This is a genomic window from Microcoleus sp. Pol7_A1, from assembly GCF_036701085.1.
Taxonomy (GTDB): Bacteria; Cyanobacteriota; Cyanobacteriia; order Cyanobacteriales; family Microcoleaceae; genus Microcoleus; species Microcoleus asticus.
This window is the reverse complement of sequence record NZ_JAUBQD010000057.1, coordinates 37,303-48,144: the sequence shown is the minus strand read 5'-3', so window position 1 is coordinate 48,144 and position 10,842 is coordinate 37,303. Positions and strand designations below refer to the sequence as shown.

General features: G+C 46.5%; 7 protein-coding genes and 1 pseudogene. 6 read left to right on the top strand and 2 right to left on the bottom strand.

The genetic code is table 11. The annotated features are described in order from the left end of the window. Positions 1 to 74 precede the first annotated feature (74 nt). Positions 75 to 1,496 (top strand): annotated as a pseudogene (locus QUA20_RS24985) (GAF domain-containing sensor histidine kinase); the annotation flags it as partial. 390 nt (positions 1,497 to 1,886) lie between these two features. On the opposite strand, the gene QUA20_RS24980 reads toward QUA20_RS24985, so the two are convergent. Continuing rightward, complete coding sequence (locus tag QUA20_RS24980) at positions 1,887 to 4,868, bottom strand: PAS domain S-box protein (RefSeq protein ID WP_333192071.1); 2,982 nt, start codon at positions 4,866 to 4,868, stop codon at positions 1,887 to 1,889. 696 nt (positions 4,869 to 5,564) lie between these two features. On the opposite strand from QUA20_RS24980, the gene QUA20_RS24975 reads away from it, so the two are divergent. Both QUA20_RS24975 and trpD read left to right on the top strand, forming a co-directional pair. Next, the gene (locus tag QUA20_RS24975) at positions 5,565 to 5,735 is read left to right on the top strand and encodes a hypothetical protein (RefSeq protein WP_333192069.1); all 171 of its coding nucleotides are present in this window, start codon (positions 5,565 to 5,567) and stop codon (positions 5,733 to 5,735) included. A gap of 9 nt (positions 5,736 to 5,744) precedes the next feature. Then, positions 5,745 to 6,860, top strand: a complete 1,116-nt coding sequence (trpD, locus tag QUA20_RS24970) for an anthranilate phosphoribosyltransferase (RefSeq protein WP_333192067.1) — start codon at positions 5,745 to 5,747, stop codon at positions 6,858 to 6,860. 250 nt (positions 6,861 to 7,110) lie between these two features. Here trpD and QUA20_RS24965 read toward each other — a convergent pair whose 3' ends face one another. Further along, positions 7,111 to 8,079, bottom strand: coding sequence for a retropepsin-like aspartic protease (locus QUA20_RS24965; protein WP_333192065.1), 969 nt, complete (start codon positions 8,077 to 8,079; stop codon positions 7,111 to 7,113). On the opposite strand from QUA20_RS24965, the gene carA reads away from it, so the two are divergent. The 3 genes from carA (at position 8,078) to QUA20_RS24950 (ending at position 10,604) form a co-directional block, all read left to right on the top strand. Continuing rightward, the gene (carA, locus tag QUA20_RS24960) at positions 8,078 to 9,235 is read left to right on the top strand and encodes a glutamine-hydrolyzing carbamoyl-phosphate synthase small subunit (protein WP_333192063.1); all 1,158 of its coding nucleotides are present in this window, start codon (positions 8,078 to 8,080) and stop codon (positions 9,233 to 9,235) included. The genes QUA20_RS24965 and carA overlap by 2 nt on opposite strands. Positions 9,236 to 9,407: 172 nt before the next feature. Then, positions 9,408 to 9,764, top strand: a complete 357-nt coding sequence (locus QUA20_RS24955) for an STAS domain-containing protein (protein ID WP_172186150.1) — start codon at positions 9,408 to 9,410, stop codon at positions 9,762 to 9,764. 384 nt (positions 9,765 to 10,148) lie between these two features. Further along, positions 10,149 to 10,604 carry a ribonuclease III domain-containing protein gene (locus tag QUA20_RS24950; protein ID WP_333192058.1) on the top strand — a complete coding sequence of 152 codons (456 nt, stop codon included), beginning with the start codon at positions 10,149 to 10,151 and terminating at the stop codon, positions 10,602 to 10,604. The last annotated feature ends 238 nt before the right edge of the window (positions 10,605 to 10,842 follow it).

The following is a 10,842-nucleotide window of genomic DNA, read 5'->3' as shown; positions in this document are numbered from 1 at the left end:
ACCGAAACATAAACCTATTCATATTCACTCATTTATTTATTATACATCGCTGATGTTATTAAATTTTCATTCCTAAGACTATTATTGGCAGCACCAGCAGTTCGGATTTAGTAGATTTGCCGACAGTAATCGAAGCTTCTCAAACTCTCTCCAGCGAAATCGAGCTAGAGCAATTGCTGACTACTTTGATGCAAGTAGTTGTTAAGAATGCCGGATCACAAACCGGAGCATTAATTTTAAATGAGGAGGGAAATTGGAGAGTTGCCGTCCACTGTACGAATCGTCAAAATTGCCATCTTGACTCTCTGCTAGTTGAAGAGAGTCAAGCAATTCCTCTGAGCTTAATTAATTACGTCAAACGCACAAAAGAAACCTTAGTGTTTGATAATGTCAGCACTCAAACCACGTTTGCTTCTGACTCTTACATCATCCAACAGCAACCCAAGAGTGTTTTATGCACTCCCATTCTCCATCAAGGCAAAGTCATGGGGATTTTGTATATAGAAAATAATGTCACAATCGGAGCATTTACACGCGATCGCGTCGCCATCCTCAACATCCTGTGTTCGCAAGCTGCCATTTCCCTACAGAACGCCCGACTGTATCAGCAATCCCAGGAATATGCCCAAAAACTAGAGCTTTATCTTCACGATCTCAAACAGATGCAGTTGCAATTGGTGCAGGGTGAGAAGATGTCTGCACTCGGAAATTTAGTCGCAGGGGTAGCCCACGAAATTAACAATCCCGTAGGTTTTATTGCCGGCAACTTACAGCCAGCTCAAGAATACCTACAAGATTTGTTCGAGCTAATCGATGTATATCAAGATAGTTTTCCCAAGCCAGGAGCTAAAGTTGAAGAAAAAATCGAGGATATAGACTTAGAGTATTTGCGAGAAGATTTGCCCAAATTGATTAGCTCAATGAAAGAAGGAGTCGATCGCATCCGCAATATCAGTACGAGTTTGAGAACGTTTTCGAGGGCAGATAGCGATCGACCAGTTGCTTTCAATATTCACGACGGACTAGAGAGCACTCTGCTGATTCTCAAGCACCGTTTAAAAGCCAGCGAGTTCCGCCCTGCAATTGAAGTTGTGAAAGAGTATGGTAACTTGCCCCTAGTCAAATGCTTTCCCGGACAGTTGAACCAGGTATTTATGAACGTACTGGCCAATGCCATTGACGCTCTGGAGGAGTCTAATAAGGGGCGCAGTTTTAGTGAAATTAAAGCCCTACCCAATCAAATTACGATTCAAACTGCTCTGAGCGAATCCAACAATCAGGTTTTGATTCGGATTAAGGATAATGGAGTGGGGATGTCGAACTCAGTCCAGGAAAACATCTTTAACCACTTATTCACAACTAAGTCTGTGGGTCAAGGAACTGGATTGGGATTGTCTATAGCCCGCCAAATTGTGGTGGAAAAACATGGAGGTACGTTACTCGTGAATTCTTCCGTGGGACAGGGTTCGGAGTTTGTGATTTCTATTCCGGGGTGAGCAGTTCGTAGTAGCTATTTAGCGCAATTAGCGCCGCCTCGCAACTGCGAGCCGAGTTATTAGAAGAAAGAGGGAACGGGACATGGGAAACGAGCAACCGGCTAGGGGTTCTATTGCTAGGAATTAGCGACTTGGGACTAGGGAAAGAAAGAATATACTGATTCCCTTATCCTCCGCCCGCACCTTATTCGTGATTGAGACAGCGGTTTGCAACCGCCTGCTTTACAAACACTTTTCCCTTTTTTTGTTCCCAGTTTCGACTTAAAAGTTCTCTTGAGATTTTAAGCCTCTACCTTACCGAAATGAAGGCCGCTATCATGCTACTGAGATTGTGGAGTTGAATTTCATAATTTGAAAGTTGAATTTCCGACCTAAAAACTCTATCGCACTTTACGGCTGTTCGATCGGCAATTCTATGATAAACTCGGCTCCGTGGCCCAGTGCAGACACGCAGCTCAGTTTGCCACCGTGTTCTTGAACAACTTTGTAGGAAATTGACAAGCCTAAACCGGTGCCTTTGCCGGCGGGTTTGGTGGTAAAAAAAGCCTCGAATAGCTGCTGGGAAACTTCTTCTGGCATACCGGGGCCGTTGTCAGAAATCCTAATTACAGCATTGGAGTTTTGGACTTCTGTCCTAATTTTAATTTTGCTGCGGTTAGCTTTGACTTCTGGAACTGAATCCCCTTCGTTGTATTCCTCGATCGCGTCGATCGCATTTCCGATCAAATTCATAAATACCTGATTGATTTTCCCCGCATAACACTCAACCAAAGGCAAATTTCCATAGTCCTTAATTACCGCAATTTCCGGATAGTTGCCTCTGGCTTTCAGGCGGCTTTGCAGGATCAGCAGCGTTCCTTCAATCCCTTCGTGCAGGTTAACTTTGCTCATTTGAGAATCATCTTTGCGGGAAAAATTCCTGAGAGATCGCACGATTTCCCGAATGCGATCGGCCCCAACCTGCATCGAAGACATCGCTTTCGGCAAATCTTCTAGCAGAAACTCTAGGTCGATATCCTGAATTTTACCTTTAATTGCTGCCGGCGGCTGCGGGCAGTGCTTCTGGTACATATCGATCAAATTCAGCAAATCTTCCGTGTAGTGGCCGACGTGGACGAGATTGCCGCAGACGCTGCTAACGGGATTGTTAATTTCGTGAGCGACACCAGCTACCATTTGACCGAGAGTAGACATTTTCTCTGTGTGAATTAATAGAGCTTGAGTTTGCTGCAATTCGTGCAAAGTATTTTCTAATTGAAGTTTTTGTTGGGTTAACTCTGTTTGCGATCGCAGCAAAGCTTCTTCACTGCGTTTCTGCTCGGAAATATCAGTAATTAACCCTTCCAAAGCTATTAACTCTCCCGAGTCGGAAAACACCCCCAAACCTTGCTCCCAAACCCATTTTAATTCGCCATTTTTAGAAGTAATTCGGTAATTTAGCTGATAGGGTCGATTTTCTTGCAAGGCAACTTGCACGGCATTCCACAAATTATCGCGATCGTCCGGGTGAGTCAACTCCGAGAGAGAAATTTGCCGAGTGCCGATAAATTCTTCAGGAGAATAGCCTGCTAACTGATAGCAACCTTCGCTGACAAACTCCATACTGCGATCGGCATCGTTGCGAAAACGGTAGGCCATCCCCGGCAAATTGCTCATCAGCGTCGCCAAGGCCCGCTGGCTTTCCCGTAGGGCTTCTTCGGCGTGTTTGCGATCGGTAATATCCGTCATCACCGCCAGCATACAGAGTTCGCCGTCCAAATTAATCAATTCCGCTGACAGCAAACACACCACCACCGATCCCGACTTCATCCGAAACTCGCATTCCTGATTGCGAACAACACCTTGTTCGTGCAAACTTTGTCTAAAATTAACTCGGTCTTGAGACCTTACCCAAATATTTAACCCCGGTACTGTATTCCAGATAGTTTCTTCTAAAGCATAACCAATCATCGACAGAAAACTATCATTAACTTCAATAAAACGACCTTCAGCAAAAGTAGTAATAATCATCGGATCTGGGCTAGAGCGAAAAGCCTTAGAAAACTTTTCTTCCGATAAACTCAACTTTTTAATAGCTTCTTCCAACTGACTTGTCCGCTCTTTAACCCGGCATTCCAATACCTCATTAGCCTGCTTCAGGGCTTCCTCAGCCTGCACCCGATAAGTGATATCGCGCACCACGCCTTGCAGCCCTATTTTGCCGCCGATATCCATAGAAGTTAGCAGCACTTCCGCCGGAAACTCAGAACCATCCAAACGGCAGTGCCGCCAGTCAAAACGGCAATTTCCCGATAGCAGAGCCGTATTAATTCGATCTTGAAAAAGACTCATAGAATCTTGCCCGTCCGGTTGCAACGGCGGGCTGAACTCCGAAGGGTGCTTGCCGCAAAACTCGGACTCAGTGCTGCATCCAAATAACTTTAAAGTAGCCGGATTGCAATCCAAAAAACCCTCTTCGTCTAGCAGCATTACCGCATCAGTCGTCGATTCGTACAAAGTGCGAAACTTTTTTTCCGACGCCTGCAAAGAAGCAATCAACTGCATCTTTTCCTCAGCCGCCCGCTTTTGATCGGTAATATCCTGCATAACTTGAGAAAAGCCCTGCAACTTTCCGCTTTCATCGCGCAAAGGAGTAACAATAATATTCCCCCAAAATCGCGAGCCGTCTTTGCGAAGCCGCCAGCCTTCATTTTCGTATCGACCTTCTGCCACCGCCCCGATTAATTTTTCTTGGGGTTTGCCGATTTCAAGATCTTCTTTCGTGAAAAAACACTCCGAGTTATTGCCAATTATTTCATGAGCTCTGTATCCCAAAATGCGTTCTGCACCCGAATTCCAGCTAGCTACATACCCCTCAGTATCTAACATAAATATAGCATAATCCTTAACGCCTTCAATTATTAAGCGCAGGCGTTCCTCGCTTTCTCGAAGTCCAGATTCTGCCTGCTTGCGCTGGGTGATATCTTCTACAAAACCTTCGTAGTAGAGCAATTTACCTGCTTCATCGCAGACAGCCCGCGCATTTTCAGCGATCCAAATTATTGTTCCGTCTCGGCGATAAATCTGCGACTCAAAATCAGATACGATGCCCTGATCTTGTAAAGCAGAAACAAACTGATCGCGCCGATCGGGATTGACGTAAAGCTGATCGCTGATATCAGTCAGACAACTCATCAATTCTGCTGCGGAATTATATCCGTAGATACGAGCCAAAGCTGGGTTAGCGCTGATGTAGCGACCGGATTCGGTTGTTTGAAAAATGCCCGACACAGCATTTTCAAACATACTGTAATATTTTGCTTCCATTTGGTGCAGTGCCTCCGCGACATTCAGGCATTCTATCGCTTTATTTTCTAATTTTTGATTTCCCACTTGTGAATACCCTGCTCTTGGATGTGAGTTGAATATTTTTGGTCTACCGCCTGTTAAACTTGAGCCGTTAATGAGGCAGAAAGATGCTGTGGCACAGCCGGACACAAATGTGTTTATTCATCTGTCAGACAGGGCTGTTAGTTGTTAGTTGTTGCCGATCGAAGTTTAGTTTATCCGGTCTGTCTTTCTTTGAGCCGTGACTGGCTGTCACAATCAAAGCGCCAAATCGATCGGCCTGCGGTGCAGGTATCGGAAGAAAACCCGCTCGTTGAAATCTCCCTGAAATATATTAGCAGTTGAATACCCTGATATAAATTAGCGGCAAGGCTGTTGTTACAATAAAAATTAGGGACTTCTAGAACCGCAAAAGTCTATTTTTATGATTTGGGGGAGAGTGCGATCGACTCTTACCCAAGACAACTAACCCGCCTGTATGAGCTAAACGCTCCCTGTCCGTGCTGTCAGTCGATTTGAGATTTGAGATTTTAGATTAAAGAATTGACTCCACAGATGAATCTGGGGCTCCCTAATGTCTAAAATTTTTTGGTCTCCACAACTCCTGTCGGAAACTTTTATCGGTCTTTGGGTGCTCTGAGTTACTGTTAAGTATTCTTTCTGATAGATAATACAGCAGACTGCTGGCAGTTGTACGATCGGGGGTTTCTCTGTAAAGTTGGCACAACAATAGGGTAATTGTTGTATCAAAAAATTCATATTCGGCTGCTGCGGGGGGACAAATTCTGTTGCGCTGCTGGCATTTGGGCAAAAATCTGGGTGCAGGTGCGCAAAATTTGGTCGGCAAGTCTGGTAAAATCCCGATCGATTCTCGGTTTGGCCGAAAAGCTCGATCGGGCTAAATTTGACTAGAACTAATAAATGACAGATTCCCCTCTACTAGCAACGCCAGAGTTATCTCCTGCTTCAACCCACACGGCGGATTCTCCTCTGTGGCCGGCCCTGCTGCAACAACTGTTAGACAGACAATCTCTCTCACGCGCCCAAGCAGCCGACTTGATGCAGGGATGGCTAGCAGAATCTATTCCCCCCGTCCTTTCAGGAGCAATTTTAGTGGCCTTCCAAGCCAAAGGCATCTCTGCCCAAGAATTGGCAGGAATGGCTCAGGTATTGCATTCTCAGTCGCTTGCAGGCGAATCCGAGAGCGTTTTCAATCCCAAATCCTCAATCTCCAATCTCCAATTAATTGATACTTGCGGCACTGGCGGCGACGGCGCTTCCACGTTTAACATTTCAACTGCTGTAGCTTTTGTGGCCGCCGCGGGCAAAGTTCGAGTTGCCAAACACGGAAATCGATCGGCATCGAGCAAAGTGGGCTCTGCTGACGTGTTGGAAGCACTCGGAGTCAACCTCAACGCCGATGGCGCGAAGGTAAGAGCTGCGGTAGACGCAGTAGGGATCACCTTTTTATTTGCGCCGGGGTGGCATCCAGCACTTAAGGCTGTAGCGTCGCTCAGGCGCACTTTGAAGGTGCGCACTGTTTTTAACCTTTTAGGGCCCCTTGTCAATCCTATGCGCCCTACAGGGCAGGTAATCGGGGTTTTCGATCCTAGCCTGGTATCAACTATTGCTCAAGCTTTGGGCGAGTTGGGGACTGAGTTAGCTGTAGTCGTTCACGGCAGAGAAAAATTGGACGAGGCGGGTTTGGGTGATGTGACTGATTTGGCGGTTTTGTCGGATGGCAAAGTCGAACTCACTACTTTAGATCCTGAAAAGGTAGGATTGACACCAAGTGCGATCGGCTCGTTAAAAGGCGGAAATGTTGAGGAAAACGCCGAGATTTTGCGGAACGTTTTGCAAGGCAAAGGTACGCGATCACAAATGGATGTTGTAGCTTTGAATGCGTCTTTGGCTTTTCAGGTGGGAGGTGCAATTCCTATGGGTTCTCACGCAGCAGGAGTTTCTCTGGCTAAGGACATTTTATTGAGCGGCGAATCTTGGTTGAAGTTGCAGCAGTTGATTGAGTTTTTGAAATGAAGGAAGAGGGAAGAAGGAAGAAGGAAGAAGGAAGAAGGAAGAGGGAAGAGGGAAGAAGGAAGAAGGAAGAAGGAATAGGGAAGAAGTAAAGAAAAATTTAGAATGCCAAAATCTTCCCGATCTAACCATCTAAAACTCAGCCTTCTGCATTCATACTTTTTCAAGTTGGGAAACTTTTTTCTCTCTTCTCTTCTTATTGGTTAGTAAAAAAAATCCTTCTTCCTTCTTCCTTCTTCCTTCTTCCCTCTTTTTAAGAGCGCGGTCGAAATTCAATCACATCTTGCTTAATCGTTATGTCTTTATTACCAAAAAAATCGTGACCCAACAGTCCGATATCTAGGGATGGCGAGATGGCAACAACTACATTTTGAACTGCCAGACCCCCAGCTTCAATAGAAGTCAGGCGACCGAGGGGAAAAGTAGCCACTCCGTTGGGAGTTTGTGCTTGCACTGTTCCCTGAAGAACAACGCCCAAGGCTTGAGCCATTGCTGGTGTAATTACTGTGCCGCTAGCTCCAGAATCTACCATCATCTCGAACTTTTGTTTGCCGTTAAATGTGACTTCTATGACGGGGATATTAGCCTCTCTGCGTTTGATTTTTGCCTGAAATACTCCAGACTTGGCCGCCGCGGGCGAAGTAGCGGGATTCAATGCTTCGGGGAGAAAACCGCAGACTGATTGGCTGAGGTTGAGGGTTCGGCCTGAGGAGCTGCGCATGAAGCACCCCTCACTTTCTTGAGCCACTGCTCGCGAGGAGTTGGCAAAAGTCCCTACTAAAATTGAACTGCTCAGAGAAATAACTGTTGTTAACACCAGTAACGGTTGGCGCAGGTTTTGAGCGTTCAGTAGATGCTTGTATAAGTTTGAGAGTAAAGGCAAGGGAGATTTGCTAGCCATAGTTTGATTAAACGGTGTAGCTCGATCGTAACAGCGACAACTGCCTTTTGGTATAGATTTGACTTTCCGCCCGCCCTCACAAGCTGCTGGTAGATAAATTGCTGGTCGAGCGGGAGAGAGTAGAAGATGCCGGGGGTGAGGAGTGGGACAATTTGCAATTGTTGCAGCTTTTTGATTACCTGTTGCTTCTGCCTCCGGCATAAGTGCCTTGCTTTGCCGAACTCTTGCACAAATTAAAATAATATTTGTATCTTGCCGGCTAGCATCAAATCTCTGGCAGTGGTAAGAATTAAACCAAACGAAAGTAATTAAGGATGCCATGTCACTTTCAACTGCACAACCCGCTCTCCTAGTCCTGGCTGACGGTACTGCTTACCGCGGCTGGTCCTTTGGCGCTAACGCTACCGTCGTCGGGGAGGTAGTATTCAATACCGGAATGACGGGCTACCAAGAAGTCTTGACAGATCCCAGCTATTGTGGGCAAATTGTAACTTTTACTTATCCAGAATTGGGCAATACCGGGGTAAATCTCGAAGACGAAGAATCTTCGCGCCCGCAAATTCGAGGTGCGATCGCCCGGAACGTATGCAGCCGCCCCAGCAACTGGCGCTGTTCGCAATCTCTGCAAGACTACCTGAAACAGTACGATATCCCCGGAATTTACGGCATCGACACCCGGGCCCTGACTCGCAAAATTCGCACGGTGGGAGCGATCAACGGTGGCATTTCGACCGCGATTCTCGACCAGGCTGAGCTTTTGGAGCAAGTGCAAGATGCCCCCAGCATGGACGGGCTGAATCTGGTTCAGGAAGTCAGCACCCGCAAGGTTTACGAGTGGTCTGAAGCCACGGACTCGGTTTGGGAGTTCAGTCCTACAGTCAAACCTGCTAGCGGCGAAATGTGGACGGTGGTGGCGCTAGACTTTGGGATCAAGCGCAACATCCTGCGGCGTCTGGCGAGTTACGGGTGTCGGGTCATCGTTGTACCGGCTGACACGTCGCCAGAGGAAATCCTCAAATACAACCCGGACGGCATTTTTCTGTCCAATGGCCCCGGAGATCCGGCGGCGGTAACGGAAGGGATCGCGACTGCGAAAGCTTTGTTAAAGTCGGACAAACCCGTATTCGGCATCTGCATGGGACACCAGATTTTGGGACTTTCCTTGGGTGCAGAAACTTTTAAACTTAAGTTCGGGCACCGGGGATTGAATCATCCAGCGGGTTTAACTCAGCAAGTAGAAATTACTAGCCAAAATCATGGTTTTGCGATCGACCCCGATTCCCTAGTCCCGGAAGTAGAAATTACTCATCTCAATTTGAACGATCGCACCGTAGCCGGATTGAAGCACAAAACTCTGCCGCTGTTCTCAGTCCAGTACCACCCAGAAGCCAGTCCCGGCCCGCACGACGCTGACTATTTGTTCGATCGATTCGTGCAGTCAATGCGAGACAATCAGAAAGTAGCCAGCAGAAAGTAGTCCTTAGTCAGCAGTCATCAGTCAGCAGTCAGCAGTCCGCTAATGACTGCTGCCTCAAAAAAAAACTCAAAACCGCTGACTAAAAAAACTGTAGACAAAAGACCAAAAAACTCCTATAATGAAGCCTCGACTTTAAGCCATATCTAGCTAGGAGGGTGTCATTCCTGAGTCATTGACCCTGACCGTTAGCCTCAGAGGCACTCGCGAAGTCAAGAATAACTATCAGTTATTTCGCTTGACTGGCCTGCTGGACGCTTTTTCTGAGGCAACTTTTCGGAAGGTACTGAGCAAATGTATTGACGAGGGCCCAAAACACGTAATTTTGGACTTGTCTCAGATAGACTTTGTGGATAGTTCAGGCTTGGGTGCACTTGTGCAACTTGTCAAAAAAGCCCAAACCTTGGAGGGGACATTGCAAATTGTCTCAAATCCCCGCGTAACTCAGACTGTTAAACTGGTTCGCTTAGAGAAGTTTTTGTCTTTGCAGCCTTCGGTTGATGAGGCGGTAAAAAACGTCAAGGATGCTTGACGCCAAAGTGGATTAAATTAGCTATCCGGTTCTCAACGCTGGATAGCAAATTTTTATTGTTGTGCTGGTAAAGCAATACCGATTTTCCCAGAAGCTGCGACAAGTCTTGCCGCTATCTCCCCCTATGCTTTGAACTCCGGTGGCAGGGCAGTAAAATATGTGTTGCAAAAATGCGGAAAAATGGTATAAGAAGTAGAGCATCCCGATGAGTGTAAAAAGCCTTTTTTAGGACTGCGAGCGTCGCGCAAAGCTTTGCCTGTATATCTCGCTTCGTGCTCTGAGAGCGAACACTCCTGTGAAAGCTATAATTGCTGAAGTGACGAAAGACGAAATAAGTCAGTGACTAGAAAAACCAAGCTGTGCGGAAGTTTTATTTAAAAAAGTATGTTGCCGATCGCAGATGACGGGCTCAAACTGAGTCTGACGGATATCAGTTTAAATCGAGTGCATCCTGCGAGGGCTACACCAGCAGAAATAGAAAGAATTTCGCCCGCAGCCTGGGCATATTTGGGGGATGCAGTATACGAACTCTACATTCGGAGTTTGTATTTAATGCCGCCCAGAAGATTGCAAGCTTATCATGAATTGGTGGTGGGGCAAGTACGAGCCGAAACTCAAGCGCGTCACTTGCGATCGATCTCTCCTTACTTGAACAGTACAGAATTAGCAATTGTCAAGCGCGGCCGCAATGCCGCATCGGCCCGTTCTAAGCGAGCAGATCCAGAAATATACCAACAAGCCAGCAGCTTAGAAACTTTGATCGGATATTTGTACCTCACCGATCCCGAAAGATTGACCGAGATTCTGGCACTTTTAGAACTTGAGAATGAAATGATTTAGCAGTTAAGAGTTGGGAATGAGGAGGGATTAATTAACAACCCTTGCACGGCGACAAACCTAAAACTGCAAAAATCTCGATCGGGCGAACAGGATTTATCAGCCATTAATTAGCAACTTTAGCACAGCAAAATCCTTGCTCCCTCCCCACCCAATCTAAAATCTCACAGCCCCAAGATTGAACCGTCAATTCTTCAATTTTTCAATCGATGCTTCCTCCCCAGCCAATCTAAAATCTCAC

Bases quoted from the DNA above. Each gene is read 5' to 3' on its own strand.
- trpD (WP_333192067.1), top strand. From the start codon at position 5,745: ATGACAGATTCCCCTCTACTAGCAACGCCAGAGTTATCTCCTGCTTCA.
- carA (WP_333192063.1), top strand. From the start codon at position 8,078: ATGTCACTTTCAACTGCACAACCCGCTCTCCTAGTCCTGGCTGACGGT.
- QUA20_RS24965 (WP_333192065.1), bottom strand. From the start codon at position 8,079: ATGGCATCCTTAATTACTTTCGTTTGGTTTAATTCTTACCACTGCCAG.
- QUA20_RS24950 (WP_333192058.1), top strand. From the start codon at position 10,149: ATGTTGCCGATCGCAGATGACGGGCTCAAACTGAGTCTGACGGATATC.